Raw genomic sequence first — 25,513 nt, forward strand, 5'->3', positions numbered from 1 at the left:
GCCAGCAGGCTGACAACCAGGCAAGCGCTCAGCCAAAGCCCTAGTCGTGATCGCTGAGAGTGTCCAGCAGCGCGTCTTTTTCCTGCCACAGTGAATTGATCCATGCGTGGAAGCGTTCCTTGTGCTGCGAATCTTCGTGGTAGTTGGCATCCTGCATCCACTCCGGGATGGCAATCTGCCGGGCTTCGAGGGTAATGGGGGCTTCTTTGCCACACAGAAAGCCCATGAAGGTTGGCGTCGGATTGGCATAGCTGATGGTGACATCAAGGATACCATCCAATTGGTTGCCCAGCAGGCTAAGTACTTGTCCGACGCCGCCCGCCTTGGGGCGTAACAGATGACGGTAAGGGCTCTGCTGAGCGTCACGCTTGAGCGGCGTGAAACGAGTGCCTTCCACAAAGTTGAATATCGAAATGGGGGCGTGCCGTGCGCGGCGGCAAGTTCGCTCGGTGGATTCTCTGTCGATCGTGGCCAGCTTTGGGTTTCTGGCAATCTGCTCGCGGGTAAAACGTCGCATGAAGGGGAATTCCAGTGCCCAAAAGGCCAGTCCGACAATCGGAATCCAGATCAGCTGATGCTTGAGAAAAAAGCGCGGCATTGGGATGCGGCGGTGCAGCGCCATGAACAGAATGAAAATATCGGTCCAGCTGCGGTGATTGGAGATGACCAGCCACCACTGCTCAGGCGTTAGGTTGTCAGGCACCTGAATGGACACCTGAGGCTTCAACCACAGGCGCATCCACCAGAGGTTCACGCCGATCCAGTTCAAGGCCACCGCGCACAGTCCTTTCAGCAGCCACTCCTTAGCTTTACGGCCGGGAGTGATGACCTTGAGCAGCGTCAAAATAATCAGGGGCACACCCCAAACCAGTGTGTTCAGCGTCAGCAGCAAGATGCTGACAGCCCCTTTGATGATTGGCATACCGCGGTCCTCGATCTACTGATGCTACGCACAGAGCGGCTGCCAGGGCTCCCTGAGGGAAGGCGCGCCAGGAGCACTCTGCGCCTGTAGGGACAAATGCTAATGGAACAAGCGCAGACTGCCCAGCATAACTTTGCCGTGCGTGGCGTGATCAGTGGCGCGCCAGTCCGGGAGTTTTAATGTTTTCGATGAGTACGTTACGTAACGCATGGGCGGCCACCGAGAGCTCCTGGTGAGTCAATATGCCCACTCGACAGGCAATGCCGGGCTCGGTCAGCGGCAGGCAGTGGGCGCCTAGCTCGTCCATTTGTTGAATGCACATGGAGGGCACGGCGCTGACGCCTAGCCCCGCAGCGACCATGCGCCCTACGGTCGAGAGCTGATGGCTTTCGAAAGCCACGGGAAGCTCGATACCTTGCCTTGCCAACTCCTGCTCCAGCAAGCGTCTTACCATGGAGGGGCGTTGCAGTGTGATCATGTCGTGGCGCAGCAGCGCTTGCCAGTTCAGGCTGTGCCGGTGGGCCAGCGGGGAGCCGGGAGGGACGACAGCCACGAACTGATCTTCGAAGAGTGGCGTAAAGCTCAAGCTGCCAGCGCCCTCGGGGGCGAACGCGATGCCCAGCTCGACCTGCCTGGAGCGCACCATGTCCATGACTTCCTCATTGATGACATCGTGCACGGTGACGTTGATTTTGGGATAGCGCTGGCGAAACTTGACCAGCGCGCCGGGTAGCAGATTACAAGCAAATGAGGGCATGGCGGCCACGCTCAGGCGGCCCAGCTGTAGCGTGAAGCGCTGGCGCAAGCGCTCTTCGGTATTGTCCCACTGGGCCAGCAGGTGCTTGGCCAACGGAAACAGTGACTCGCCCTCGGGGGTGAGGCGAACGCTACGCGTGCTGCGAATCAGCAGCTTGCCGCCCAGTGAGTCTTCGAGCCCCTTGATGGCCAGGCTAAGTGCGGGTTGGGAAAGATGCAGGCGTTCGCATGCCTGGGTAAAGCTGAGTGTTTGGGCCACGGCCAGAAAGGCCCTGAGCTGCTTGACGGTCATGAGGACTCTTTATAAGTTATTAAAATAAATTGATAAGAAAAACAAACTTAACAAATATATCATCAAGCACAACACTGACTCTATCGAAGCAACTGCATCCAGCGCGCAGCTTTTGTGCCAGACTGGTCAGCAACCACGTAACGAACAATATCCGATAACGTTTTACCAACCACGTGAGGCAACACAATGGCAGGATTCGACAAGCGTGTATCTTCCTATGAAGAAGCGATGGAAGGCCTGGAAAGCGGCATGACCGTGATTGCAGGTGGCTTTGGCCTGTGTGGCATTCCCGAAAACCTGATTGCTGAAATCAAGCGCCGTGGGGTCAGCGACCTGACCGTGGTGTCCAATAACTGCGGTGTCGACGGTTTTGGGCTGGGCATCCTGCTCGAAGACCGCCAGATCAGCAAGATTATTGCCTCTTATGTAGGCGAGAACGCGCTGTTCGAGCGGCAGATGCTGAATGATGAAATCGAAGTGGTGCTGACGCCGCAGGGGACGTTGGCGGAAAAGATGCGCGCAGCTGGCGCAGGTATCCCGGCGTTCTTCACGGCCACCGGGTACGGCACGCCGATTGGTGAAGGCAAGGAAGTGCGTGAGTTCGACGGTCGTCACTATATCCTCGAAGAGGCCATCAAGGGTGACTTCGCCATCGTCAAAGGGTGGAAAGCCGATCGTTACGGCAACGTCATGTACCGCCACACCGCCCAGAACTTCAACCCCATGGCCGCTACTGCTGGCAAGATTACCGTGGTAGAAGTAGAGGAGATCGTTGAGCCAGGCGAACTGGAGCCCAGTCAGATCCATACTCCCGGCATTTATGTGGATCGCATCATTCAGGGCACGTTCGAGAAACGTATCGAGCAGCGCACCGTGCGCAGCTAATCAGTTTGCCTATTTTCCATTACTGCTCAACGACAAGAGGTGGCACCATGGCTTTGACACGCGAACAAATGGCACAGCGAGTGGCTCGTGAACTCCAGGACGGGTTCTATGTGAATCTGGGAATCGGCATTCCCACGCTGGTGGCCAACTATATCCCCGACGGCATGGATGTCATGCTGCAGTCTGAAAATGGCCTGCTGGGCATGGGGCGCTTTCCTACCGAGGAAGAAGTCGACCCTGACATGATCAATGCGGGCAAGCAGACCGTGACGGCGCGTCCCGGCGCGGCCATTTTCTCGTCAGCCGAATCCTTCGCCATGATTCGTGGTGGGCATGTGGACTTGACCGTGCTCGGCGCTTTCGAAGTGGACCAGGAGGGCAATATTGCGTCCTGGATGATTCCCGGCAAGCTCATCAAGGGCATGGGCGGCGCCATGGATCTGGTGGCGGGCGCAGAGAACATCATCTGCACCATGACTCACGCTTCCAAGCATGGTGAGTCCAAGCTACTGGAAAAATGCTCGCTGCCGCTGACCGGGGCTGGCTGCATCAATCGAGTGCTGACTGACCTGGCTTATCTTGAAATCAAGGACGGCGCGTTCATTCTCAAGGAGCGTGCGCCTGGGGTCAGCGTGGAGGAGATCGTCGAAAAGACCGCGGGCAAGCTGATCGTCCCCGACCATGTGCCAGAAATGACCTTCGACGCATGACGTGGGTGGCGTGGGTCAACGCGACTCACGCCATTTCGCAGCGGGTATGGAACGGTAGCAGAATTTCCGCTAGCCGTTTGTGATCATCTTCCACGTGGCGTTGTGTCAGTGAAAGCCCCCCGAGGCAAAGGCGGTGCTCATCGCCTTCGCTGAAGACGATTTTCTGCGGCATGGCGGGATAGAAGCGATGATCCAGCAGGCTGGACACCGAAAATACCCCGTTTTGTTGGCTATCGAGGGCATGCAGCCCGACGTGTTCCAGCTGTAGGCCCAGTGCGTCCAGCGAGGCATCCAGCGTGGCGCAATCGAATCCGGCATGATGCAGGCGTGGTCCCATGACGGCCAGCCAGGCAGCCAATGGGTGTGCCGTATACAGCTGTTGATAGAGTGCCCAGCTTGGCATGGGCCACGGACGCCCTCGGCACAGCAGGTTGTGGCCCTTGCAGTCGGCGGGGTGGCTCTGCTGTATCAGAGCGGTCAGGGCTTCTCTGGGTGTTCTGGAGAGCGCCCCGACCTGCAGCTCCGCCAGCACCAGCCAGCTACTGTCATCGTTGGGTGCCAGCAGGTGAATCAGTAACCCTTTGTCAGCCATGGCGTAGTGGCCGACGGAACGATAGCCCATTCTGGCCAAGGGGGCGCTAAGCGCACTGGTAGCGAAAGGGCCATGGTTGAGTGTTACCAGCGTCAGGTATTCTGCGCTGGTGCTGATGGGCCATAGCCTGAGTGCACCGATATCCGGATGATTATGGATATAGTCCAGCCAAAGCTGTTGTAAAAACTCCTCGCGCTGCATCGGGATTCCTCGCCGCCTACTGGCTTGGGTAAAACGAACACGGTTATCAAAAGCTCAGTATAGGCAAGTGCGTCGTGGCAGCTTCAACGCGAATCGATGAAGGTTTTAACGCCGGATGATCAGGCAGGGTCAGGAGGCGAGCAGCTGGTTGTCGCGAACGAGCTGGTCGAACTCGGTGTACCCGCCCACGTGCTGCTGGTCGATGAAGACTTGCGGCACGGTGTGGATGGGCTTGCCAGCCGTTTTGGCAATATCTTCCTTGGTAACGCCTTCGGAGGGCATGTCGACGTAGCGATAGCCTTCGATCTTGCCACTGTTTTCCAGATGCTCGGCAAGCTGTTTGGCGCGTACACAGAAGGGGCAGGACATACGCCCAAAAATAACCACGAACATGGCAATGACTCCGTTGAATAAGGTATGGCTTGTACAGTAGTACCCCATTGTGGCGTAGCCCGAGGTGTTTCGCCAATAGCAGGACGCTACGCTCTCCATAAAGCCCTACAATGGGGGCCAGCAACACCGAGCGTTCACAGGAGTACTCTCATGCAAGCCTTGCAGGCCCAGGACTATGGCTATCTGGCCGAGTTGGCGAACAGCTACCGAGACGCATCGTTAGCGGCGCTGAAAAAGGAGGCGCACTACAACCCTCGATTGAGCGTCGATGCGCTGTGTTTTCAATACGGCGAGGTGCGAATCAACGGCGCCAGCACCCTGGTCGGTGCGCTGATTACCCCGTGTGCATTATGGATGCTGGTGGTGCCTGAGCAGGCAACGCTGTCGGCCCCCCTGGAAGAGAGCCTGGTGGTGTCCTTGCCGTCTGGCCGTTATCGGATGACGCTCGAGCGCTTGCCGAACGGTATCGAATTCTATCAGCGATGCATTCTGAACGACCTGAGCGAGCTGGAGAGCCTGCAAGAGGCGTCTCGGCTTGCCCAGCGCATGATGGAGCAGTTGATGTCACCTGCTACTCTCTGAGTTTACTCGGTAGAAGGCAGAAGCCCGAGACTGCACCTATAATTTTAAGCGTTTATACCTTCATTTCAGTCGATTCGATAAAAGGAAGCCTGCATGTCAGCAGATAAAGCGTCAACGCCCCGTGTTGCAGTCGTCACCGGTACCAGCAGCGGTATTGGTGCCGCCGTGGTCCAGCATTTTTGCGAGCAGGGTCACCAGGTCTTGGCAGTGGATTTCAATGAGGCAGGTCAGGAGGTGGCCGATCAGGCCGGTGCGGCGTTCTACAAGGCCGATTTGACCGACCCGGACGCCTGCCGTGGTGCCATTGCCGACGCCGTGAAGCGCTTTGGTGGCGTGGATATCCTGGTGAACAATGCCGGTATTCAGCACGTGGCGGCCATCGAGTCTTTTCCAGAGGAGAAGTGGCGGCAAATCATCGACCTGATGCTCACCGCGCCTTTCCTGCTGACTCAGGCGGCCTGGCCGCACATGCGTCAGAAAGGGTGGGGGCGAGTCATCAATATCGCCTCTATCCATGCTCAGGTGGCGTCACCCGGCAAGGCCGCCTACATCAGTGCCAAGCACGGCATGATCGGTCTGACCAAGACGGCGGCCCTCGAAGGGGGTGAGCAGGGCATCACGGCCAATGCCATTTGTCCGGCCTACGTCAAGACGCCGCTGGTCGACAATCAGATTGCCGACCAGGCAAAGCTCAATAATATGGGTGAGCAGGAAGTGATCGAGAAGATCATGCTGAAAAACGCAGCGGTAAAACGCCTGATCGAGCCTTCCGAAGTGGCCCAGCTAGTCGCCTATCTGGCGTCGGATGCTGCGGGCGCAGTGACCGGTGCCAGCTGGAACATCGACCTGGGCTGGACCGCCCACTAACGGCGTACCGGGCGCTTCTGCAGCTTGCGCTGAAGCGTCCGGCGATGCATGCCAAGGGCTCTTGCCGTGGCCGAAATGTTGCCATCGTGCTCCTGTAGCACTTTCTGGATGTGTTCCCAGGTAATGCGGTTGATCGAGGGCGGGTTGTCGGCCAGCTCCACGTTGGGGTCGGCTTCCGGGTGCTCGAAGGCCGCCATGACGTCATCGGCGTCGGCGGGTTTGCACAAGTAGTTGATGGCTCCCAGCTTGATGGCTTCGACGGCGGTGGCAATGCTGGAGTAGCCGGTGAGTACGACGATACGGCAGCCCGGCACGGTGTTGAGCAGCTCGGGCAGCAGTTTGAGCCCCGAGCTGTGCTCGAGCTTCAAATCCAGTGTGGCCATGGTGGGCAGGAACTGCGCGGCGGTCGCCATGGCTTGGTCGGCGTCATGGGCCACCATCACCTCGAAGCCACGGCGCGTCAACGCGCGGCTCAGTACGTGACAGAACATTTCATCATCATCCACGATCAACAGGCGCTGGTCTTGGTTCTGCATGGCATCCTCGATGGTCTGACTTGGCACTGATGGCAGGCTAGCCCGGTGCGGAGCAGCGTGGCAGCGTCACTTCCGTCAGTGTTCCCCCTTCCGGGTGATTATACAGGCTGACACCGCCACCAAACCGATTGATCGTGGCGTGCGTCAAAAAAAGCCCGATGCCCATTCCCTTGCTCTTGGTCGACACGAAGGTGTCGCCCAGCTGGTCGGCAATCGACATGGCGATACCGGGGCCATGGTCGCGGATATCGATCACGACGCTTTCCTCGTGCCAATCCAGGCGAATGGCGATGTGCTCGGGGTTGGCGTCGGCGGCGTTGTTGAGCAGGTTGGTGAGCGCCTGATCGAGGGTGGCGTCCACGGCAATCCACGGCCGTCCCCGCCGCTCGGCCACGTCGAAATGGTGGTTGACGTCAGGACGAATCACCAGCCAGCGCTGAACCACGCCGGCCAGCCATATCTCGGCATCGAGGATTTCCGGTTCGGCCATGCGGCGTCGGTCGGCGTTGTTGACCAGGTGCTGCAGCCGGGATTTGCAGATATCCACCTGCTGACGCAGCAGTGCGATGTCATCGGCGAGCGCAGAGCCTTGCGCTACATCGGTCTGCATCTCCTTCAACAGCACGGCCATGGTCGACAGCGGCGTGCCCAGCTCATGGGCGGTGCCAGCGGCCTGAGTGGCCACTGCCAGCACCTGCTCGTTGCGTAGCGCGGCTTCCCGGGTGCGTGACAGTGCCTTGTCGCGGCTGCGTAGGGCATGGGCCATCTTGTAGATGAAAAAAGTCACGAGCCCTGCCGACAGGCCAAAATTGAGCCACATGCCCAGCACGTGCAGGCTTAAAGGGCCGTCACTGCTGATATGACCTAGCTGCGGAATGGGGTGGTAGAAAAACATCAGGAAGGTATAGCCGCCCATGGCACAGGCAGCAATGATCCAGGCATGTCGCCACGGCAGCGTGGCAGCGGCAATGGTCACCGGCACCAGGTAGTAGGTGATGAAAGGGTTGGTAGACCCCCCGGAAAAATAGAACAGCAGCGTCAGGCCGGTAATGTCTGCCAGCAGGTGGGCCAGATACTCGATATGGGTGACCGCCCTGGGGCGGCCCAGCCGCCACCAGGTGGCAATGTTCAGCATGCCCATGGCAATGACTACGCTGACCACCGCCGTGACCGGCAGATTGAACGCCAGCAGCTCGATGCCGACGATGATCGCCATCAGAAAGCCCGTCCAGGTAATCCCCCGGACGATGGTCAGCCGGACCAGATTGCGGTTGGGCGTGGAGAGCGGTAGGGGCAGGGCGGTAGCCATGGACGATTACTTGTTCGATGTCTTGACGCTATGAATCACGAACTTGATGAATAGCGTCATGACGAAGGTTAACCAACCCGCCGATGCCAGCAGGTTGAACAGCAATATCTTGGGTGGCAGCCAGGCACTCCCCAACAGCGTTTCCAGCAGGATATGGAAAAACATGGCCAGCAACAGGGGCAGGGCCAGGGTATGCATCCACATGTCGGTGCGCCGCTTGCGGATATGGTAACGCATCAGCAGGTAGCGCAGCGGTCGGTGTGCCCAACTGAACAGCAGCAGCGCGCCTACCACGAACAACATGGCCAGCGTCGGCTCGGTACTTTGTTGATACATGGAAATGGAGATCGACCAGGCAAGGCCTAGCCACACCAACCCCTCTATGCTGGCAATGACATCCGCATAGCGTCGTACGTTCTGCATAAACAACAGCATCCTTGGTCTTACAACGTGGCGTCATGATACGACACTTGGCTGGGCCTGTGGGGGTCGTGTGCAGATTTATCCCGCGGGGCGATTGGGTATACTGTGCAGCCGTGACACCCCTCTTTCACTTTCAAGACAGGACTTGCCGTGGACGCTATCACGATCACTCGCCCCGACGATTGGCACCTTCACCTTCGCGACGACGAGGCGCTGAATGCGGTGGTAGGCCATACCGCAGCCCAGATGGGGCGGGCCATCATCATGCCCAACCTCAAACCGCCGGTGACCACGACCGAGCAGGCCATGGCCTATCGTGAACGTATCCTAGCGGCCTTGCCGGCGGGTAGTGCGTTCGAGCCGCTGATGGTGCTATACCTCACCGATACGACGCCCGCAGAAGAGATCGAACGGGCTGTCGCCAGCGGCGTGGTCAAAGCGGTCAAGCTCTATCCGGCGGGGGCAACGACCAACTCGGCTTCCGGCGTCACCAATATCGCTCATTGCGACGCGGCCATTGCCACCATGGCGCGGCTGGGAATGCCGTTGCTGGTCCATGGCGAAGTGACCGACCATGATATCGACATCTTCGACCGTGAAGCCGTGTTCATCGAGCGCGTCATGAAACCTCTGTTGGCTCGTCACCCGACGTTGAAGGTCGTGTTCGAACACATTACGACGCAGCAGGCCGCTGAATTCGTCGCTGACGCGTCGGACAATGTCGCAGCGACCATCACCGCTCACCACCTATTGTTCAATCGTAACCAGATGCTGGCCGGGGGCATTCGTCCTCACTACTACTGCCTGCCAATCCTGAAACGTGAGCAGCATCGTCAAGCGCTGTTGAAAGCGGCCACCAGCGGCAGTGCGAAATTCTTCCTGGGAACCGACAGTGCTCCTCACGCCAAGGGTGATAAGGAGTCAAGCTGTGGCTGCGCCGGCGCCTATACGGCACCTGCCGCTATCGAGCTTTACGCCATGGCGTTCGAGTCGGTTGGGGCACTGGACAAGCTGGAGGCCTTTGCCAGCCTGAATGGGCCGCGTTTTTATGGGCTGGCGCCCAATGGCGACACGATTACGTTGGTGCGCCGTGATTGGCAACTGCCGGAAAGCTACCCTTATACCGCAGGGCAGACCATCGTGCCTTTGCAGGCGGGTGAAACCCTGGCGTGGCAGATGGAGGCGTAAGAGGTCAGTCCCCATCGCCTGGCGGCGATGGGGGTTTCAGAGTCATTCGCTGGCGAGCTTCGACAGCATCTGGTTGACCATGCGTGAAGAGTGGTCGGCGGCCACTTCGAGGAACTGCTCGAAAGAGAGGTGGTTGTCACCGCTGCCCGGGATGTCGGACAGGGCGCGAATCACCACGAAGGGGCAGCCATACAGATGACAGGTCTGGGCAATGGCGGCACCCTCCATCTCGACCGCCAGCATGGTGGGGAACTGGGCGCGGGTCCTGGCTACCCGCTCCGGGTCGGCCATGAATGAATCGCCGGTGGCGACCATGCCTTCTCGCACCGTCACTTCGCCCAGGGCTGCAATGGCGCTGCGTGCCACGCTGCGCAGGTGTTCGCTGGCCGGGTAAGCCTCGGGCATGCCGGGCACCTGTCCCAGGGCATAGCCAAAGACCGTGGCATCTACGTCATGGTGGCGCACTTCGTCCGAAATGATCACATCACCAATGGCCAGGTCTGTGGCAAACCCGCCTGCAGACCCGGTGTTGATGATGGCGTCTGGCTGGTAGCGTTCCAGCAGAATGGCGGTTCCCACAGCGGCGTTCACCTTGCCGATGCCGGATTGGAGAATGACCACCTCCAGGCCATGCAGCGTGCCGGTATGAAACACGAAGCCTGCATGCTCGGCACGCTCAGCGCTCGCCAGTTGGCTCGCCAGAATGTTCACTTCTTGCGCCATGGCGCCAATGATACCAATACGTTGCACCGTGATATTCTCCGCGGGTCGGTGGGGATAAGGCGTTCGTTGCCGGGTTCAATGCTGCTGATCGTGTCGCTCAGCGGCTTCCAGCGTGTTTTCGAGCAGAGTGGCTACCGTCATGGGGCCTACGCCGCCGGGCACGGGAGTAATGTAGCTGGCGCGCTCGACCGCTGCGGTAAAGTCCACGTCGCCAATCAGACGGCCATCGTCCTGGCGGTTGATGCCCACATCGATGACGACCGCGCCGGGTTTGATCCATTCACCCTTCACGATACCCGGTTTTCCGACGGCGACCACCACCAGGTCTGCACGGCTGACGTGGCTTGCCAGGTCGCGTGTAAAACGGTGGCAGACCGTCGTTGTGCAGCCTGCCAGCATAAGTTCTAGCGCCATGGGGCGACCGACGATATTGGAGGCGCCGACGACCGTGGCATCCATGCCGCGTACGGCAATGCCGCTTTGCGTCAGCAGGGTCATGATGCCCTTGGGTGTGCAGGGGCGTAGAGAAGGCAGCCGCTGGGCCAGGCGGCCAAGGTTGTAGGGGTGGAAGCCATCTACGTCCTTGTCGGGCCGGATGCGCTCCAGAATGGGGCCGGCATCGAGATGTGCCGGCAAAGGGAGCTGCACCAGGATGCCGTCGACGCTGGGGTCGGCGTTGAGTTCGTCTACCAGCGCTTCGAGGGCGGATTGTGAGGTATCCGAGGGCAGGGCGTGTTGGAAAGAGAGAATGCCTGCCTGCTCACAGGCGCGGTGCTTGTTATTGACATAGACATGTGAGGCTGGGTCCTCGCCGACCACGACCACGGCTAGTCCGGGCGCACGCACACCTTCCTGCTGACGTGCCTGAATGCGGGCGGCAACGCGTTGACGGACATGAGCGGCGATGGCTTTACCATCGATGAGTTGGGCGGTCATGTAGTGAGATCCCTATTGAAAATGGAGAAGCGAACAAAAGATATGGCTCGGCAAGCGAGCAATTCGGCTGTGCAATTTTCGCATGGCCGGGCGGTCAGGCAAAGCATCGATCGAATCAAACGCTTTAAGTGTTGACTTTAGAATCAGAAATAGTAATATATGCCTCGCTTGAGACGGGACACGCAGCAGCGTTCAAGGCAAGTATCGGGATGTAGCGCAGTCTGGTAGCGCGCCTGCTTTGGGAGCAGGATGTCGGGGGTTCGAATCCCTCCATCCCGACCATTTACTTGAAGCCGATTACTTGAAGTTAAAAGTAACACTGCTTTCCAGGCTTTGGTTGTGGTCAAGTGCTCATCGGTATCTTTGGATACATTATGTGCGCCCATAGCTCAACCGGATAGAGCAACGGCCTTCTAAGCCGTAGGTTGCGGGTTCGAGTCCTGCTGGGCGTGCCATCAAGAATGCGAAATCATATTCTCCTGTCGTTATTATCAAGCATCTGTTTTGTCATGGTGGGTGTAGCTCAGTGGTAGAGCCCCGGATTGTGGCTCCGGTGGTCGTGGGTTCGATCCCCATCATCCACCCCATCGACAAAACGTTCTGCAGTATCCAGGTTGTGGTGGGTGTAGCTCAGTGGTAGAGCCCCGGATTGTGGCTCCGGTGGTCGTGGGTTCGATCCCCATCATCCACCCCATTAACCTGATTATCTCTCCCTCGAAGTTCTACTCTCATATCAACTCCTTTATGTCTTTTGCCAATATTCTATGGTCAAGCTGTACGTGATCATCTTGGCATGACTGTGATGTTGTTCCCTTCTGCACGTGTTATTTCCGTTGGCTTGCCTAGCAGATACCCTTGTGCATAGTCGATGCCCAGTTCGTGTAGCTTCTCCAGGGTTTCCTGCGTTTCCACGAATTCAGCCACCGTTTCAATATGCAGGGCCTTGCCCACGGCGTGAATAGCTTCCACCATGGCGCAATCAATGGGGTCCTGGTGCAGATTGCGGATGAAGCGGCCATCAATCTTGAGATAGTCGACCGATAGCTGTTTGAGATAGCCAAACGACGACAGGCCGGTTCCAAAATCATCCAGCGCAAAATGGCAGCCCATCGACTTCAAGGTTTGAATCAGCTCGCTGACTTTCGAGAGCTGCGCGATGGCAGCGCTTTCGGTGATCTCGAAGCACAGAGTGCCAGGGGGTAATTTGGCGGCGCGTACCTGGCGAATCAGCTCATGACAGAAATCGCTGTCGGACAATGAATCGCCAGACAGGTTGATCCCCCAGCGACCAACGATATCGGGTTCGGCACTGCGGCAGCGGTCACTTAGCCAGGCCAGCGTGTTGCGAATGACCCAGCGGTCGATGCGCGGCATGAAATGGTAGCGTTCGGCGGCGGGTAAAAAGCTGCCGGGGGTAATCAGCTGACCATGCTCTTCCAAGCGTATCAAAATCTCCTGATATCCCTTGTGAGGGGCGCACACAGGGTAGATTGGCTGTGCAAACAGGCGGAAAGTGTCGTTGTCCAGAGCATTTTGCAAGCGCTGTACCCACTGCAGTTCCCCGTGTCTTTCCAGCAGCAGCTGGTCGTCGGGCTGGTAGCAGTGGATCCGGTTGCGGCCTGCCTCCTTGGCGCTGTAGCAAGCCGCGTCGGCCGCATGCAGCGTGTCGGCAAGGCGCATGGGGTGGGCTGAGGTAATGGCGACGAGCCCAATGCTGACACCGATGCCGAAGGTGTGCTCCTGCCAGGCAAAGCGGAACTGCTCTATATCGCTGCGTAGCGCTTCGCAAATTAGTTGGGCCTTTTCCAACGAGCAGTCGGGCAGCAGCAGCGCAAACTCATCGCCCCCCAGGCGCGCCACGGTATCGCTACTGCGGACATGCGCTTTCAGCTTGCGCGCCACCTGACGAAGCAGCTCATCACCAGCCTGGTGGCCGCAGGTGTCATTGACGATCTTGAACTGATCCAGGTCCAGGTAGCAAAGCGTGTGGTCGCCTCCCGGCTGTGCCAGTAGTTTGCCGAGCAGCGACTCGAAGGCGCGGCGATTGACCAGTTCGGTCAAGTTGTCGTGGGAGGCCTGATAGCTGAGCTGTTCGGAGAGCTTGCGCGTCAGGCTGACATCCTGAAAGACCACGACGGCACCCAGGGTGATACCGCTACGCGAGCGAATAGGCGATGCGCTGTGCTGGATCGGGTAGCGCTTGCCATTGCGGTGCAGCAGCATGCTGGGGTCGGTGTATTGAAGTGGACGATGCTGGGTCAGGACATGGCGGGCGGGATTGTTGATTGGTTCGTCGCTATGTTCGTCACGCAGCTGATAGATACGGTGAATCGGTTTGTTCAGGGCATCGCTGGCGTCCCAGCCGGTCAAACGCTGCGCCTCGCTGTTCATGAAGGTAATGTTGCCACTGGCATCGCAGGTGATCACCCCGTCGCCAATGGAGGCGAGCGTGGTGCGGGCAAGATCGCGCTCTCGATTCAGCTGCTCCTGCAGCAGTTTTCGCTCGGTGATGTCGCGCACCATGCCTGAACGTTCCGAGTGTGACCCGGCAGCCCCCTCGCTGACCTGAATTTCGAGATAGCGTACCTGTTGGTCTTCGGTGCGTCGCTTGATTTCCAACCGTGTGCCAGGCGCCAGGGAGCGGCGGGGTAACAGCGTGCTGATGGGCTGCCCAATGAGCTGTTGGGCTTGTACGCCGAACAAGGCCTCGGCGCCAGGGTTGAGGCTGGTAAGCGTGCCATCTGCCTGCCAGGTCAAGACGCCGTCACGCAGGTTACGCAGCATGACGCGGGTGTGACCTACGGCGCGCTCCAGGGCGGCGGATACTCGATTGTAGCTGGCAGCGATTTCCCCTACCTCGGTAAACGGGTCGGCGTCGATACGCTGGCGCATGTCGCCCTGGCGTTCATGTTGGCGCATGTGTTCGAGGAGCTGATGCAGCTCATTTTTGGCGCCATGTTCCGCCAGATTGAGCCCCATCTTTTCGGCATCGGGTGAAACTCGCAGAGGCATGATGCGCTTGCTCAGCTTTAGCAGTAGCCAGGCGATGCCAAAGCTCCATGCGCCGCACACAATCACCCCCATGAGCTGAACATGAAACTGCTCCCAGCGGCTTAGCGAGGTGCCCAGCGCTTCCAGGTTAGCCACCCAGGGCAGTGCCAGCGTGCCCCAGATGCCGGTGACAAGGTGGGCGGGAATGGCGCCTACGGCATCATCGACGCGTTTTTTGAGCAGCCACTCACTGGCGGCCACCATCAGTACGCCGCTAACGCTGCCCAGCATGAACGCAGCGTGCAGCGACAGGGCGTGGGCACCTGCCGTGACCGCGACCAGACCTGCAATGGCACCGTTGATCGCATACATGACGTCGGCATAACGACGAATACGCCAGCCCATCAACATGGCCGATAGAATGCCGCCTGTCGCGCCCAGCAGGGTGTTGGCGATAATGCCAGGAATGGCACTGGTCAATGCCAGGGTACTGCCACCATTGAAGCCAAACCAGCCCAGAATCATGAACAGTGCGCCCAGCATGGCCAGCGGCAGGTTGCCCGCTGGAAAAGGGTTGGCGTTAACGCCGTCGCGAAAGCGCCCGGTGCGGGGGCCAATCACCAGAACGGCGGCCAGGGCCACCCAGCCGCCCACGCTATGCACTACCGTGGCTCCGGCAAAGTCGACGAACCCACGAGCGGCCAGCCAGCCGGGCGTGCCACCGAGTAAGCCCCCCCACGCCCAGTGGCCAAACACTGGGTAGATCAATAGTGCTATCCAGAAGGCTGTCCATAGGTAGCCCAGGAAAGGCATGCGTTCAGCCACTGCGCCCGCCACGATAGTGGCTGCGGTGGCGCAGAACATGGCTTGAAAGATGAACACGGTCATCAGCCAGGCGTTGCTGGTCTCCATCTCCCAGCCGAATAACGACAGCCCTAACCAACCCCCTTGGGAAACACCGAACATCATGCCAAAGCCAATCAGCCAGAAAACCGTCACCGAAACCGCAAAGTCGGCCAGGTTTTTCATGGCGACGTTAATGGCATTCTTGGTGCGGGTAGTGCCTGCCTCCAGGCACAGGAATCCCGCTTGCATGACGAACACCATGGCGGCGGCCCACAGCACCCATAAGGTATCGAGAAGCCTCATCTCCAGAATCATTGCCATGTGCGGGTCCTTGTTGATGCTTTTGTCGCTGCCTGGTGCAGGGTTTGCACTGCATTGGTGCTTCGGGGGTGGGTAAATGCGTCACTGTCGGGTGACGAGAGCAGGAATCCCCGTCGCCGTGACGAACGCTTTCAGCACTGCTAATGTGAATCAAGCAAATGTCATGCCGTGGCTAGTGAACTCCTCCTTATTTTGGTTTTTTACGTGATTAAAAACTGAAATATAGGTAAAAAACGGTATTTATGACTGTGCAATTGCTCTTTGAATGGTGATATTTTTCAATTCACTGAAGTGCTGCCGGGGAGAGTGCTGGTAGCACCATCATCTTTCGGAAAGGAGTGCATCAAAATGGCGCGTCAAACAGTGGTTTTAGGGGCAGGGATGGTCGGCGTCAGTATCGCCTGGCAACTGCAAAAGCGCGGTTTTCAGGTCACCTTGATCGATCGCCGCCAGCCTGGTCGTGAAACCTCGTTCGGTAACGCGGGCATTATCCAGCGTGAGGCGGTACGGCCGTATCCGTTTCCTCGCGATATGAAAACCATTTTGAGCGTGCTGCCTAACCGTCGTGTCGATATTCGCTACCGGCCCACCGGCATGATCAAGGCGGCCTCTCCGCTGCTCAGTTATTGGCACCACTCGTCGTCGCGGCTCTACAAGAAGATCGTCCCGGAGTACGCCTCGCTGATCCAGCTGTGTCTCGACGCCCACGCACCGATGATCGAAGCGGCAGGTGCCGATGCGTTGGTACGTCGCGAGGGCTGGCTGGAGATCTATCGAACCCCCGAGAAGCTGGCCAAGCGTGTCAAGGAAGCAGAGGAAGCCCGCGATCTCTATGGTGTGCAGTTTGCGGTGCTCGACCGCCAGGGGGTTGCCGAAAAAGAGCCCCAGCTGGGAGAGCAGATCATCGGGGCCATTCATTGGCTGGACCCCTGGACCGTTGCTGATCCCGGTGGTCTGGTAGCGGCCTACGCCGAGTCGTTCGTTGCTTTGGGTGGCCAGCTGGTACAAGCGGAGATCACCGGCGTCAGTCAGCAGGGGGCGCAGTGGCAGGTGACCACCGCCACCGATACCTTCACGGCAGATGATGTGGTGATGGCTCTGGGCCCTTGGGCGGGAGAGTGGATGAAGCCGCTGGGCTACCACTTCCCGACGTTCGTCAAGCGTGGCTACCATATGCACTACGCCACGCAACCGGACACCAGGCTGCATTATTGGCTGATGGATGCAGAAGTCGGCTACCTGCTGGCGCCCATGAACGCTGGCGTGCGGCTGACCACGGGGGCGGAGCTGGATCGCCTGGAATCGCCGGCCGATGAAGAGCAGCTAGGGGCGGCAGAGAGCGTGGCGCGGACCATTTTTCCGCTGGCCGATCGCAAGGACGAGCGTGCCTGGAAGGGCGCGCGTCCTTGTCTGCCGGACATGAAACCGGTGATTGGCCCGGCGCCACGCCATCCAGGCTTGTGGCTGGCATTCGGTCACGGCCACCAGGGCTTTACGCTGGGGCCTGCTACCGGCCAACTGCTGGCCGACATGATGGAGAATAAACCGACAGCCATCGATATGGCACCGTTCCGCGCGGACCGTTTCTAGATGTCAGGTGGCGTTCCGGTTTGTTTGGCACCCGGAAGGGATGTTTGCTAGGCTGTAGATGAAATTCCGCTAGATGGAGGTTCCGCAATGGATGTCGCGGTCAGTAATACGGTGAGCACGGCGCTTTACATGAACCAGGCGCAAACCGTGGAACAGGCGCAGATGCAAATGTTCAGAGATGCGCTGGAGCAGCAAGCCGATCAGGTCACGGAAGTTTTGGCGTCGGCGGATTCGGCAGCGCAGCCCGAGCTTGCTCAGGAAGGTAGCGTCGGTACGCAAATCAATACCTTCGCTTAACTCCCGCTGGAACAACGCCTTTCTCAATACCCAAACGCCGACCTTGTCGGCGTTTTTTGCTTTGGTATGCCGCAGGCAGGGAGTTGCGTTACCATAGGCGCACCCCGCCACTGGTCTGGCGCTTTTTTGGTTATTACGCAGTCCCCCTATTTAGAGAACTCCATGTCTGACGCTCAATTAGCGCGCGAAGCAGAGCTACGCCGCACCTTTGCCATTATTTCCCACCCTGACGCCGGTAAAACGACCATCACCGAAAAAATGCTGCTGTTCGGAAACGCCATTCAGATGGCCGGTTCGGTGAAAAGCAAGCGCAATGATCGCCACGCGACGTCCGACTGGATGAAGATGGAGCAGGAGCGGGGCATCTCGGTGACCACGTCGGTCATGCAGTTCCCCTACGGCGGACGAATCGTCAACCTGCTGGACACTCCAGGACACGAGGACTTCTCGGAAGACACGTACCGCACCCTGACCGCCGTCGACTCCGCACTGATGGTCATCGATGGGGCCAAGGGTGTCGAAGATCGCACCATCAAATTGATGGAAGTGTGTCGACTGCGTACCACGCCCATCCTCACCTTCGTGAACAAGATGGACCGCGATATTCGTGACCCCATCGAGGTCATGGATGAAGTGGAGACGGTGCTCAACATCCAGTGCGCCCCGATGACCTGGCCCATTGGCATGGGGCGGCACTTCAAGGGTGTCTATCATCTCTACAACGATGTGATTCATCTCTATACCCAGGGGCAGGGCAGCCGTATCCCTGACGACAAGCGTATCGAAGGGTTGGACAACCCTGAGGTGGATGCCATTCTGGGCGAAGAGCAGGCCGAAGAGCTGCGCATGGAAGTCGATCTGGTGCGCGGCGCCTCCCATGAGTTCGACCTGGAAGCCTATCGTCGTGGCGAGCTGACTCCTGTCTATTTTGGTACCGCCATGGGTAACTTCGGTGTGCGTGAAATGCTCGACGGCTTCGTCGAGTACGCGCCATCGCCGCAGCCCCGCGAGACCGATACTCGAGAAGTCACGGCCCAGGACGACCGCTTTACCGGTTTCGTTTTCAAGATCCAAGCCAACATGGACCCGAACCACCGTGACCGCATTGCTTTTCTGCGGGTGTGTTCCGGCAAGTACGAAAAGAACATGAAGATGCGCCATGTGCGCATTGGCAAGGACGTCAAGATTGCCGATGCGCTGACCTTCATGGCCTCGGACCGCTCCCACGTGGAGGAGGCCTGGCCCGGCGATATCATCGGCTTGCACAACCACGGCACCATTCAGATTGGTGACACCTTTACCGTGGGTGAAGACATGCGCTTCATGGGCATCCCGCACTTTGCGCCGGAGCTGTTCAAGCGCGTGCGCCTGAAAGACCCGCTGAAGATGAAAGCACTTCAGAAAGGCCTGCAGCAGCTATCGGAGGAAGGGGCTACTCAGGTCTTCATGCCGCTGGATAACAATGACCTGATTCTTGGCGCAGTAGGTACGCTGCAGTTCGACGTCGTCGCACACCGCTTGAAGGAAGAGTACAAGGTCGATTGTCTCTACGAAGGTGTCAACGTGCAGACGGCTCGCTGGGTCTATTGTGACGATGCGAAAATGCTGGAAGAGTTCAAGCGCAAGGCAAGTGCTAACCTGGCGATCGATGGCGGTGGCTACCTGACCTATATTGCCCCGACCCGGGTCAATCTGCAAATGACCCAGGAGCGCTGGCCGGATATCCGTTTCCAGCCGACCCGAGAGCACTAATCTCAAGACTCGCCTCAAGAGGCCTACCCAAACGAGAGCGCTTGCCATGCTCATTGACGCCCACTGCCACCTGGATGCCACGGAGTTCGATGAAGACCGAAAGGCCGTCATCGCCGCGGCCAGGGCCGTGGGCGTCACCGGTTTCATCGTGGCTGCCACGGTGCGCCAGCGCTGGCAGAATGTGCTGGCGCTGGGCGAGAGTGACGGGGTCAGCATCTGCCTCGGGCTTCACCCCTATTTCATTGCTCGGCATCACGCCGATGACCTAGCGGCGTTGGAGGCGCTGGTCAAGCAGCAGTTGACCCGCCCGGAAACCGCCCTGGTGGCGATTGGCGAGTGTGGTATCGATGGTCGCTTCAGCGAGAGTCTCTCGCAGCAGTGGGAGTATTTCGATGCCCAGCTCGGTATCGCGAGCCGTTGCCAGCTTCCCCCTGTCGTGCACTGTGTGAAGGCCAACGATGACGTGGCCAAGCGGCTTCATCAATGGGCACTGGCGAGGCCCGGCATGATCCATGCCTTTGCCGGTTCCTACCAGCAGGCCGCAAGGTTTCTGGATGCGGGGTTTGTACTGGGGCTGGGAGGCGCCGTCACCTACGCTCGTGCTCAGCGCCTGCATCGCGTGGTGGCCAAATTGCCGGATGATGGCTTCGTGCTGGAAACCGATAGCCCCGATATGCCGCTGAGTGGCTTCCAGGGGCAGCGCAATGAACCTTCGCGCGTGAAGCACGTCGCTGAGCAGGTGGCTAAGCTGCGTCAGCAATCGCTGGAACACGTCGCAGCGCTGAGCAGTTCCAACGCTGCACGTATTTTTGGCCTGTGAGTGCCGTCTCGCTGGCGTTAGCTCAATTGAGCCGCTAGCGCCTCAGGGTCCAGGCGCTCAATGGGGTAAGGTAGCGCGTGCAAGGTCACTGGCTGCGCTTGCCAGTAGACGGAGATCTGCTCCTCCGCCACTTTGGTATTCATGACCGCCAGCAGTTCTACCTGCTGTTCGTCACTGAACGCGCTGTTGACGACTTCACCCAGGGCTTTCCCTTCCTTATCTACCAGGCTGTCACCTATCTGGGGTAATGCGCTGGCGCTCACGTGCGCATGCACCAGGCGTTTTTTGACCTGGCCGCGAAAGTGCGCCCGAGCGACGACTTCTTGCCCGGTATAGCAGCCCTTTTTGAAGCTGATGCCGCCCAGCGCTTCCCAGTTGAGCATTTGTGGCAGGAAGTGATCCTGCTGTGCCGCCGTCAACCAGGCGAGGCCGCTACGGATATCCGCCAACTGCCAGGCTTGCTGTAGTGTCTCTTGCGAAGCCTTCTCTGGGGGTGTCTCTTCCAGCATCAGCATCAGCAGCCAGCGGGCAGTGCCCGGCATACGCAGGGCGGTGCCCAAGGGGCTGGTATGATGCGTATAGGCCTGATCGGGCAACGTCACGCCTGCCTGCTCGAGTAGCGAGGTGTCCGGGGCGCTGCTGCCCACGAACGTTACGGATGTGGCAATCGTCAGCTCGGTCTTGTAGAAAGCGGCAAACTTTTTCAAATGGTTGGCCAGAGACTCGGCCAGCGAGGCGTCGAGAACCAGCCGATAGTGCTGTGGCGCCAAGCGCAGCAGCTGGGCATTGGCCAGCATGCGCCCTTTGGGGGTGCAAAAGCACGTCAGAGGGGCGAAGTGTCCATTGGCGAGGCCGACTTGGGCGCTGGTTTGCCCCTGAAGAAATTTTTCGGCATCAGGGCCCGTGACGTCCAGCGCTGCCAAGTGCGTCAGGTAAACAGTACCGGTGAAGGGGTGAGTCTCGGCGGTGGCCATGGTCTCTCCTGAAGATGAAAGCTGCGCGACATGAAGTGAAAGGCGCGGCAATAGGTTACGCTAGGTGCGGGCAGTGGGCTGCAATTGCAAGCGCACTTGCGCGTGCTAAACTTCAACTCCACGTATCGGTCTTGCACAAGAATTTTTGCGTCGTATCGCCGATCGATCCCGCTAGCATATACTTAACAAGACTCATTAACACATAAAAGGGCAGCGCATGGCAGTGCAATCACTCAGTTTTCAAGGGGTTTCCAACGCTGATCAGGTGAACAAGATCACCACGGCATTGATGATGCTGGATGGGGTGGACAGCGCCGAAGTAGGGCGTCATGGCGCCGAAGTGGAAGGACGCGCCAAGCGCGACGCGCTGATCAAGGCGGTCGAACAGCTCAAACTACCCATCAAGGTGTCGTGAATGCATCCGCCTATCGTAGTGATCAGTGAGCGCAACCGGGCGTTTCGCCAGCGTATCGAGGTCAATGGCTTGGAAGACCTCTACGCAGACGTACCCGCGGTGGTGGGTGGCGATGAAAGTGCGCCGGACCCTCACGACTATTTCGACATTGCCTTGGGAACCTGCAAGGCCATTACCGTACAAATGTATGCCAAGCGCAAGCAGTGGCCGCTGGAAGGCATTACGGTCACGGTGCAGCGAGACGACCAGGATGAAAAGAAGGGCGTTTATCGGCTGGCCGTTCAGCTCGAACTGCACGGTATCAGCGACCCTGAGCAGAAAGCCAAGCTGGAAGAGATCAGCCACAAATGCCCCATTCAGCGGTTGATGACCCAGGCCACCATCGAGATCACCACTCGCACCGAGTGACCACCCCAGGAGCCATGATGAGCAAGGAATTTCGTCTGCAGTCAAAATTCAAGCCTGCGGGCGATCAGCCCACCGCGATCCGCAGCCTGGTAAACGGCCTGGAGTCGGGCCTGGCCCACCAGACGCTGCTGGGCGTGACCGGCTCCGGCAAGACCTTCACCATGGCCAAGGTGGTGCAGCAACTACAGCGGCCGACCATCGTCATGGCGCCCAACAAGACGCTGGCGGCTCAGCTGTACGGCGAATTCAAGTCGTTCTTTCCCGACAACGCCGTCGAATATTTCGTCTCCTACTACGACTACTATCAGCCGGAAGCGTACGTGCCTTCCTCGGACACGTTCATTGAAAAAGATGCCTCGATCAATGATCACATCGAGCAGATGCGGCTGTCTGCCACCAAGGCGCTACTGGAAAGGCGTGACGCCTTGATCGTCGTGTCGGTATCGGCGATCTATGGTCTGGGTGACCCGGACCAGTATCTGAAAATGCGCCTGCACTTTACCCGCGGCGAGCTGATCGATCAGCGTGCCTTCCTGCGCCGATTGGCGGAGCTGCAGTACACGCGCAACGACATGGACTTTCGTCGCGGTACCTACCGTGTGCGAGGCGATGTGATCGATATCTTTCCGGCGGATGCCGATGAAGAGGCCGTGCGTGTCGAACTCTTCGACGATGAGATCGACTCCATTCGCCTGTTTGACCCGCTGACGGGGGATATACGTGGCCAGGTACCGCGCATGACGATCTACCCGAAGTCGCACTATGTCACCCCCAGGGAAACCATCCTGGAGGCCATCGATGCCATCAAGGGAGAGTTGAAAGAGCGGCTCGAGTGGCTGAGAAAGCATGAGCGGCTGGTGGAAGCCCAGCGCCTGGAGCAACGCACCCTCTATGACATCGAAATGATGCTGGAGCTGGGCTACTGCAACGGCATTGAAAACTACTCGCGCTACCTGTCTGGACGTGCCCCTGGCGAGCCGCCGCCGACATTTTTCGATTACCTGCCGGACGATGCGCTGCTCTTCATCGATGAGTCTCACGTCAGCGTGCCCCAGGTGGGTGGCATGTACAAAGGTGACCGCTCCCGCAAGGAGACGCTGGTGGAGTATGGCTTCCGCCTGCCTTCCGCGCTGGACAACCGGCCGATGAAGTTCGAAGAGTGGGAGTCGATTTCGCCGCAAACGATTTTCGTCTCGGCTACCCCGGGGCCTTATGAGGCAGAGCATGCCGGTCAGGTGGTCGAGCAGGTGGTGCGCCCCACGGGGCTGCTCGATCCGCAAATCGAAGTGCGCCCTGCCAGCACCCAGGTCGACGATCTGCTGTCCGAAATCGGCTTGCGCACCGCAGTGGGCGAGCGCGTGCTGGTGACCACGCTGACCAAGCGTATGGCCGAGGATTTGACCGACTATCTCGACGAACACGATATTCGGGTGCGCTACCTGCACTCCGATATCGACACTGTCGAGCGGGTGGAAATCATCCGCGATCTACGGCTGGGCAAGTTCGATGTGCTGGTGGGGATCAACCTGTTGCGCGAAGGGCTGGATATTCCAGAAGTGTCGCTGGTCGCCATTCTGGACGCGGACAAGGAGGGCTTCCTGCGTGCCGAGCGTTCGTTGATTCAGACTATTGGCCGCGCGGCGCGTAACGCCAATGGTAAAGCGATTCTCTACGGTGACCGGATTACCGACTCGATGCGCAAGGCCATCGACGAAACCGAGCGCCGCCGCGCCAAGCAGATGGCCCATAACGAAGAGCATGGCATCACGCCGACCACCGTGACGCGTTCGGTGGCCGACATTCTCGAAGCCGCCCAAACGCCCGGCAAGAAGAGCTCCCGTCGTCGTGGCAACGAGCGCAAGGTGGCCGAGCCTGAGGGTAGCTATGACGTGGCGTCCATGAGTCGGCAAGACCTGCTGGCGGCCATCAGCAAGCTGGAAGACGCCATGTTCGAGGCCGCCCAGAACCTGGAGTTCGAAGAGGCGGCGAGATTGCGTGATCAGGTGCACCGCATGAAAGAACAGCAGCTGGCGCTGGGGTAGGCGATGCCTGAAGGCCCTGAAATCCGGCGTGCCGCGGATCGTATCGAGAAGCAGCTTAGTTATACCGTTATCATATCTGTTGATGATTCGTCAGACCAAAGCCTTACGCTCGGAGCAGTAGCGTGGGCCTGTATTGGCTGCCGTGGCTGTTTCAATACGGTATACTTCCCGCACACTTAGACGACCGAGAAGGTCGCGCTCAGCACGATAACCGAGGAGCTGTTCATCCATGACCGTGATTCGCCAGGACGACGTGATTCAAAGCGTTGCCGATGCTCTGCAGTACATCTCTTACTATCATCCCAAGGATTTCATCGATGCCATGGCAGCCGCTTATGAGCGCGAAGAGAATCCGGCGGCCAAGGATGCCATTGCTCAGATCCTGATCAACTCACGGATGTGCGCCACGGGCCATCGCCCCATCTGCCAGGATACCGGCATCGTGACGGTATTCGTGCATGTCGGCATGAACGTGACCTGGGACGCGGATCTCAGCCTGGATGACATGATCAACGAAGGCGTACGCCGGGCCTACCAGTTGCCCGATAACGTTCTGCGTGCATCGGTCCTGGCGGACCCGGATGGCAAGCGCCAAAACACCAAGGACAATACGCCCGCCATCATCCATCACAAGATCGTGCCTGGCGACAAGGTCGAGATTCACGTGGCAGCGAAGGGCGGCGGTAGCGAGGCAAAATCGAAGTTTGCCATGCTCAACCCTTCCGACAGCGTGGTGGATTGGGTCATGGAACAGTTGCCCAAGATGGGTGCTGGCTGGTGCCCGCCCGGCATGCTCGGTATCGGGATTGGTGGAACCGCCGAAAAGGCTATGGAAATCGCCAAGGAAGCGCTCCTCGATCCGATCGACATCCAGGACCTTCAGGCACGTGGCCCCAGCAACCGGGCAGAAGAGCTGCGTCTGGAGCTGTTCGACAAGATCAACAAGAGTGGTATCGGTGCCCAGGGCCTGGGCGGCTTGACCACGGTGCTGGATATCAAGGTCAAGGATTATCCCACCCATGCGGCCAACAAGCCGGTGGCCATCATTCCCAACTGTGCGGCGACGCGTCATGCGCACTTCACTCTGGATGGTTCCGGTGCCGTCTCGTTGCCAGCTCCCAAGCTGGAAGATTGGCCGGAAATCACTCGTGAAGCGGGTGATAACGTCAAGCGCGTGAATCTCGATACGGTCACTCCTGAAGAGGTCAGCACCTGGCAGCCAGGCGACACGCTGCTGCTCAACGGAAAACTGCTGACCGGCCGTGATGCGGCGCACAAGCGTATGGTCGACATGATCTCCAAAGGTGAGCCGCTGCCGGTAGACATGAAAGGTCGCTTCATCTACTACGTTGGGCCAGTAGATCCGGTAGGTGATGAAGTCGTTGGGCCAGCTGGGCCAACGACCGCCACTCGTATGGACAAGTTCACCCGTACCATGCTGGAAGAGACCGGGCTGCTGGGGATGGTGGGCAAGGCTGAGCGTGGCCAGGCGGCCATCGACGCGATTCGCGACAACCAGGCCGTTTACCTGATGGCGGTCGGGGGCTCTGCCTATCTGGTGGCCCAGGCCATCAAGCAGTCTCGTGTAGTAGGCTTCGAGGACCTTGGAATGGAAGCCATCTATGAGTTCGAGGTAGAAGACATGCCGGTCACGGTCGCCGTCGATAGCCAGGGCACGTCAGTGCATCAGACGGGGCCTGCCAAATGGAAAGAGATCATTGCTCAAAAGGCCTGATGGTCGA

Annotated in this window: 24 protein-coding genes and 4 tRNA genes; 17 read left to right on the plus strand and 11 right to left on the minus strand. The window is 58.9% G+C overall.

All coding sequences use genetic code 11. The annotated features are described in order from the left end of the window. Nucleotides 1-40: 40 nt before the first annotated feature. Together CWI66_RS00740 and CWI66_RS00745 are read right to left on the minus strand one after the other, a co-directional pair. On the minus strand, nucleotides 41-922 hold the full coding sequence (locus CWI66_RS00740) for an acyltransferase (protein WP_100730646.1): 882 nt from the start codon (nucleotides 920-922) through the stop codon (nucleotides 41-43). Between the two features lie 151 nt (nucleotides 923-1,073). Then, nucleotides 1,074-1,970 carry a LysR family transcriptional regulator gene (locus CWI66_RS00745; protein ID WP_016913781.1) on the minus strand — a complete coding sequence of 299 codons (897 nt, stop codon included), beginning with the start codon at nucleotides 1,968-1,970 and terminating at the stop codon, nucleotides 1,074-1,076. A gap of 186 nt (nucleotides 1,971-2,156) precedes the next feature. Between CWI66_RS00745 and CWI66_RS00750 the strand changes: the two genes are divergently transcribed. Both CWI66_RS00750 and CWI66_RS00755 read left to right on the plus strand, forming a co-directional pair. Beyond that, entirely contained in the window at nucleotides 2,157-2,855 is a 699-nt protein-coding gene (locus tag CWI66_RS00750; RefSeq protein WP_016913782.1) for a CoA transferase subunit A, read from the plus strand. 47 nt (nucleotides 2,856-2,902) lie between these two features. Next, nucleotides 2,903-3,565 carry a CoA transferase subunit B gene (locus CWI66_RS00755; RefSeq protein ID WP_016913783.1) on the plus strand — a complete coding sequence of 221 codons (663 nt, stop codon included), beginning with the start codon at nucleotides 2,903-2,905 and terminating at the stop codon, nucleotides 3,563-3,565. A gap of 25 nt (nucleotides 3,566-3,590) precedes the next feature. Here CWI66_RS00755 and CWI66_RS00760 read toward each other — a convergent pair whose 3' ends face one another. Beyond that, nucleotides 3,591-4,358, minus strand: coding sequence for a DUF1338 domain-containing protein (locus tag CWI66_RS00760; RefSeq protein WP_100730647.1), 768 nt, complete (start codon nucleotides 4,356-4,358; stop codon nucleotides 3,591-3,593). Nucleotides 4,359-4,487: 129 nt separating this feature from the next. Next, nucleotides 4,488-4,751 (minus strand): GrxA family glutaredoxin, encoded by a 264-nt coding sequence (locus tag CWI66_RS00765; RefSeq protein ID WP_081135547.1) that lies wholly within the window; start codon nucleotides 4,749-4,751, stop codon nucleotides 4,488-4,490. Nucleotides 4,752-4,901: 150 nt separating this feature from the next. On the opposite strand from CWI66_RS00765, the gene hybE reads away from it, so the two are divergent. Both hybE and CWI66_RS00775 read left to right on the plus strand, forming a co-directional pair. After that, a complete protein-coding gene (gene hybE / locus CWI66_RS00770) occupies nucleotides 4,902-5,333 on the plus strand; it encodes a [NiFe]-hydrogenase assembly chaperone HybE (RefSeq protein ID WP_081193238.1) in 432 nt (143 codons plus the stop codon). A gap of 93 nt (nucleotides 5,334-5,426) precedes the next feature. Then, nucleotides 5,427-6,200 carry a 3-hydroxybutyrate dehydrogenase gene (locus CWI66_RS00775; RefSeq protein WP_016913787.1) on the plus strand — a complete coding sequence of 258 codons (774 nt, stop codon included), beginning with the start codon at nucleotides 5,427-5,429 and terminating at the stop codon, nucleotides 6,198-6,200. Here the strand turns inward: CWI66_RS00775 and CWI66_RS00780 are convergent. Genes CWI66_RS00780 through CWI66_RS00790 form a run of 3 tightly spaced genes read right to left on the minus strand, consistent with a single transcriptional unit; the run spans nucleotide 6,197 to nucleotide 8,468 of the window. Beyond that, nucleotides 6,197-6,736: a response regulator transcription factor gene (locus CWI66_RS00780; RefSeq protein WP_016913788.1), complete on the minus strand. Its 540-nt coding sequence runs from the start codon at nucleotides 6,734-6,736 to the stop codon at nucleotides 6,197-6,199. The genes CWI66_RS00775 and CWI66_RS00780 overlap by 4 nt on opposite strands. Nucleotides 6,737-6,773: 37 nt before the next feature. Further along, on the minus strand, nucleotides 6,774-8,045 hold the full coding sequence (locus CWI66_RS00785) for an ATP-binding protein (protein ID WP_016913789.1): 1,272 nt from the start codon (nucleotides 8,043-8,045) through the stop codon (nucleotides 6,774-6,776). 6 nt (nucleotides 8,046-8,051) lie between these two features. After that, nucleotides 8,052-8,468, minus strand: a complete 417-nt coding sequence (locus tag CWI66_RS00790; protein WP_016913790.1) for a hypothetical protein — start codon at nucleotides 8,466-8,468, stop codon at nucleotides 8,052-8,054. 150 nt (nucleotides 8,469-8,618) lie between these two features. Between CWI66_RS00790 and pyrC the strand changes: the two genes are divergently transcribed. Continuing rightward, nucleotides 8,619-9,656 (plus strand): dihydroorotase, encoded by a 1,038-nt coding sequence (gene pyrC / locus CWI66_RS00795; protein WP_016913791.1) that lies wholly within the window; start codon nucleotides 8,619-8,621, stop codon nucleotides 9,654-9,656. 42 nt (nucleotides 9,657-9,698) lie between these two features. On the opposite strand, the gene mtnN is transcribed toward pyrC, so the two are convergent. Further along, a complete protein-coding gene (gene mtnN, locus CWI66_RS00800; protein WP_016913792.1) occupies nucleotides 9,699-10,406 on the minus strand; it encodes a 5'-methylthioadenosine/S-adenosylhomocysteine nucleosidase in 708 nt (235 codons plus the stop codon). Nucleotides 10,407-10,454: 48 nt separating this feature from the next. Beyond that, the gene (gene folD / locus CWI66_RS00805) at nucleotides 10,455-11,315 is read right to left on the minus strand and encodes a bifunctional methylenetetrahydrofolate dehydrogenase/methenyltetrahydrofolate cyclohydrolase FolD (protein WP_016913793.1); all 861 of its coding nucleotides are present in this window, start codon (nucleotides 11,313-11,315) and stop codon (nucleotides 10,455-10,457) included. 205 nt (nucleotides 11,316-11,520) lie between these two features. Between folD and CWI66_RS00810 the strand changes: the two genes are divergently transcribed. From CWI66_RS00810 to CWI66_RS00825, 4 genes are all read left to right on the plus strand, one after another. After that, nucleotides 11,521-11,597, plus strand: a tRNA-Pro gene (locus CWI66_RS00810). A gap of 96 nt (nucleotides 11,598-11,693) precedes the next feature. After that, nucleotides 11,694-11,770, plus strand: a tRNA-Arg gene (locus CWI66_RS00815). Between the two features lie 57 nt (nucleotides 11,771-11,827). After that, a tRNA-His gene (locus CWI66_RS00820) sits at nucleotides 11,828-11,902 on the plus strand. A 32-nt stretch (nucleotides 11,903-11,934) separates the two neighbouring features. Then, a tRNA-His gene (locus tag CWI66_RS00825) sits at nucleotides 11,935-12,009 on the plus strand. 89 nt (nucleotides 12,010-12,098) lie between these two features. Here the strand turns inward: CWI66_RS00825 and amt are convergent. Beyond that, nucleotides 12,099-15,473, minus strand: coding sequence for an ammonium transporter (gene amt, locus CWI66_RS00830; protein WP_100730648.1), 3,375 nt, complete (start codon nucleotides 15,471-15,473; stop codon nucleotides 12,099-12,101). 348 nt (nucleotides 15,474-15,821) lie between these two features. Here amt and CWI66_RS00835 point away from each other — a divergent pair, with 348 nt between their 5' ends. The 4 genes from CWI66_RS00835 to CWI66_RS00850 all read left to right on the plus strand — a co-directional run bounded on the left by CWI66_RS00835 (nucleotide 15,822) and on the right by CWI66_RS00850 (nucleotide 19,932). Beyond that, nucleotides 15,822-17,063, plus strand: a complete 1,242-nt coding sequence (locus CWI66_RS00835; RefSeq protein WP_100730649.1) for an NAD(P)/FAD-dependent oxidoreductase — start codon at nucleotides 15,822-15,824, stop codon at nucleotides 17,061-17,063. 87 nt (nucleotides 17,064-17,150) lie between these two features. Beyond that, on the plus strand, nucleotides 17,151-17,360 hold the full coding sequence (locus CWI66_RS00840; RefSeq protein ID WP_016913796.1) for a putative motility protein: 210 nt from the start codon (nucleotides 17,151-17,153) through the stop codon (nucleotides 17,358-17,360). Between the two features lie 162 nt (nucleotides 17,361-17,522). Further along, nucleotides 17,523-19,112, plus strand: coding sequence for a peptide chain release factor 3 (locus CWI66_RS00845; RefSeq protein ID WP_081135561.1), 1,590 nt, complete (start codon nucleotides 17,523-17,525; stop codon nucleotides 19,110-19,112). A 46-nt stretch (nucleotides 19,113-19,158) separates the two neighbouring features. Then, a complete protein-coding gene (locus CWI66_RS00850; RefSeq protein WP_100730650.1) occupies nucleotides 19,159-19,932 on the plus strand; it encodes a TatD family hydrolase in 774 nt (257 codons plus the stop codon). Between the two features lie 17 nt (nucleotides 19,933-19,949). Here the strand turns inward: CWI66_RS00850 and ygfZ are convergent, their stop codons facing one another. Then, entirely contained in the window at nucleotides 19,950-20,906 is a 957-nt protein-coding gene (gene ygfZ / locus CWI66_RS00855; protein ID WP_100730651.1) for a CAF17-like 4Fe-4S cluster assembly/insertion protein YgfZ, read from the minus strand. Nucleotides 20,907-21,123: 217 nt separating this feature from the next. Between ygfZ and CWI66_RS00860 the strand changes: the two genes are divergently transcribed. The 4 genes from CWI66_RS00860 to CWI66_RS00875 all read left to right on the plus strand — a co-directional run bounded on the left by CWI66_RS00860 (nucleotide 21,124) and on the right by CWI66_RS00875 (nucleotide 25,506). Continuing rightward, nucleotides 21,124-21,321 (plus strand): hypothetical protein, encoded by a 198-nt coding sequence (locus CWI66_RS00860; RefSeq protein WP_016913800.1) that lies wholly within the window; start codon nucleotides 21,124-21,126, stop codon nucleotides 21,319-21,321. After that, nucleotides 21,322-21,729 carry an OsmC family protein gene (locus tag CWI66_RS00865; protein ID WP_016913801.1) on the plus strand — a complete coding sequence of 136 codons (408 nt, stop codon included), beginning with the start codon at nucleotides 21,322-21,324 and terminating at the stop codon, nucleotides 21,727-21,729. It begins immediately after the preceding gene. A 17-nt stretch (nucleotides 21,730-21,746) separates the two neighbouring features. Continuing rightward, complete coding sequence (gene uvrB / locus CWI66_RS00870) at nucleotides 21,747-23,771, plus strand: excinuclease ABC subunit UvrB (protein WP_100730652.1); 2,025 nt, start codon at nucleotides 21,747-21,749, stop codon at nucleotides 23,769-23,771. A 229-nt stretch (nucleotides 23,772-24,000) separates the two neighbouring features. Beyond that, nucleotides 24,001-25,506, plus strand: a complete 1,506-nt coding sequence (locus tag CWI66_RS00875; protein ID WP_100730653.1) for a fumarate hydratase — start codon at nucleotides 24,001-24,003, stop codon at nucleotides 25,504-25,506. The last annotated feature ends 7 nt before the right edge of the window (nucleotides 25,507-25,513 follow it).

The organism is Halomonas sp. 141 (assembly GCF_002810305.1).
GTDB lineage: Bacteria > Pseudomonadota > Gammaproteobacteria > Pseudomonadales > Halomonadaceae > Vreelandella > Vreelandella stevensii.

Coding starts and splice junctions, on each gene's coding strand:
- CWI66_RS00865 (WP_016913801.1), top strand. CDS start 21,322: ATGCATCCGCCTATCGTAGTGATCAGTGAGCGCAACCGGGCGTTTCGC.
- CWI66_RS00780 (WP_016913788.1), bottom strand. CDS start 6,736: ATGCAGAACCAAGACCAGCGCCTGTTGATCGTGGATGATGATGAAATG.
- CWI66_RS00835 (WP_100730649.1), top strand. CDS start 15,822: ATGGCGCGTCAAACAGTGGTTTTAGGGGCAGGGATGGTCGGCGTCAGT.
- CWI66_RS00760 (WP_100730647.1), bottom strand. CDS start 4,358: ATGCAGCGCGAGGAGTTTTTACAACAGCTTTGGCTGGACTATATCCAT.
- CWI66_RS00750 (WP_016913782.1), top strand. CDS start 2,157: ATGGCAGGATTCGACAAGCGTGTATCTTCCTATGAAGAAGCGATGGAA.
- CWI66_RS00860 (WP_016913800.1), top strand. CDS start 21,124: ATGGCAGTGCAATCACTCAGTTTTCAAGGGGTTTCCAACGCTGATCAG.
- CWI66_RS00775 (WP_016913787.1), top strand. CDS start 5,427: ATGTCAGCAGATAAAGCGTCAACGCCCCGTGTTGCAGTCGTCACCGGT.
- CWI66_RS00845 (WP_081135561.1), top strand. CDS start 17,523: ATGTCTGACGCTCAATTAGCGCGCGAAGCAGAGCTACGCCGCACCTTT.
- uvrB (WP_100730652.1), top strand. CDS start 21,747: ATGAGCAAGGAATTTCGTCTGCAGTCAAAATTCAAGCCTGCGGGCGAT.
- CWI66_RS00785 (WP_016913789.1), bottom strand. CDS start 8,045: ATGGCTACCGCCCTGCCCCTACCGCTCTCCACGCCCAACCGCAATCTG.
- CWI66_RS00875 (WP_100730653.1), top strand. CDS start 24,001: ATGACCGTGATTCGCCAGGACGACGTGATTCAAAGCGTTGCCGATGCT.
- CWI66_RS00755 (WP_016913783.1), top strand. CDS start 2,903: ATGGCTTTGACACGCGAACAAATGGCACAGCGAGTGGCTCGTGAACTC.
- folD (WP_016913793.1), bottom strand. CDS start 11,315: ATGACCGCCCAACTCATCGATGGTAAAGCCATCGCCGCTCATGTCCGT.
- CWI66_RS00790 (WP_016913790.1), bottom strand. CDS start 8,468: ATGCAGAACGTACGACGCTATGCGGATGTCATTGCCAGCATAGAGGGG.
- hybE (WP_081193238.1), top strand. CDS start 4,902: ATGCAAGCCTTGCAGGCCCAGGACTATGGCTATCTGGCCGAGTTGGCG.
- CWI66_RS00745 (WP_016913781.1), bottom strand. CDS start 1,970: ATGACCGTCAAGCAGCTCAGGGCCTTTCTGGCCGTGGCCCAAACACTC.
- CWI66_RS00765 (WP_081135547.1), bottom strand. CDS start 4,751: ATGTTCGTGGTTATTTTTGGGCGTATGTCCTGCCCCTTCTGTGTACGC.
- CWI66_RS00850 (WP_100730650.1), top strand. CDS start 19,159: ATGCTCATTGACGCCCACTGCCACCTGGATGCCACGGAGTTCGATGAA.
- amt (WP_100730648.1), bottom strand. CDS start 15,473: ATGGCAATGATTCTGGAGATGAGGCTTCTCGATACCTTATGGGTGCTG.
- CWI66_RS00840 (WP_016913796.1), top strand. CDS start 17,151: ATGGATGTCGCGGTCAGTAATACGGTGAGCACGGCGCTTTACATGAAC.
- ygfZ (WP_100730651.1), bottom strand. CDS start 20,906: ATGGCCACCGCCGAGACTCACCCCTTCACCGGTACTGTTTACCTGACG.
- CWI66_RS00740 (WP_100730646.1), bottom strand. CDS start 922: ATGCCAATCATCAAAGGGGCTGTCAGCATCTTGCTGCTGACGCTGAAC.